Source organism: Rhodoplanes sp. SY1, from assembly GCF_046000175.1.
Lineage (GTDB): Bacteria > Pseudomonadota > Alphaproteobacteria > Rhizobiales > Xanthobacteraceae > Rhodoplanes.
Window position 1 is genome coordinate 1 of record NZ_JBEOMB010000275.1, and the last position, 690, is coordinate 690.

Below are 690 nucleotides of genomic sequence, written 5' to 3' on the forward strand. Positions count from 1 at the left end.
GGATTCACCTACCAGCAGATCATCGATTGCCACGCCTCCTGGGACAACCTGCAGCAGGACATCTGGCGCATCGAGGACGAACTCCTGCCGGTGTTCCAGACGCCGGTCGCCTTCGCGACCGAGGCGACCGCCGCAGAGTGAGCGAGCCGAACCGACGGGGTCGACCGCGTCGCCCGTGCCCCCCGACCGAGCCGAAGACGGCGCCGGGCGGCACCCGATCTCCCTCCCGACCGGAGGAGACGACGTTCGCGACGATCGGCGAACCTACGGGTTCGCTTGCGCATCGCTTGCTCCGCCGCGGCGAACTTTTTTCTTCGTGCGGAGCCGGTTGACGTCGCGTTCCCGAGTGCCGAGGTTCGAACGAACGCGCCACACCGGCATCGACGACGATGCCGCGACGCACGGATCGTTCTCACGGTTCGCTCTCACGGTTCGCTCTCACCGAGGCTTCGACATGACGGCGAAAGTCCTGATCGTTCCGGGTCTGAACGGCTCGCCGGCAGATCACTGGCAATCCCATATCGAGCTTTCGCATCGCGACACCCGGCGGGTGACCCAGGCGGACTGGGACCAGCCGGACCTTGACGTCTGGCTCGCGCGGCTGCGCGAGGCGGTCCGGCGGAATCCCGGGGCCGTGCTGGTCGGCCACAGTCTCGGCTGCACGCTGATCGCGCATCTCGCCAAGGCCTG

At 67.5% G+C, this 690-nt stretch carries 1 protein-coding gene; it reads left to right on the forward strand.

Going from position 1 to position 690, the window contains the following annotated elements:
* Nucleotides 1-454: 454 nt before the first annotated feature.
* A partial coding sequence (locus ABTU92_RS29080) for an RBBP9/YdeN family alpha/beta hydrolase (protein WP_408095038.1) occupies nucleotides 455-690 on the forward strand: 236 nt, incomplete at its 3' end.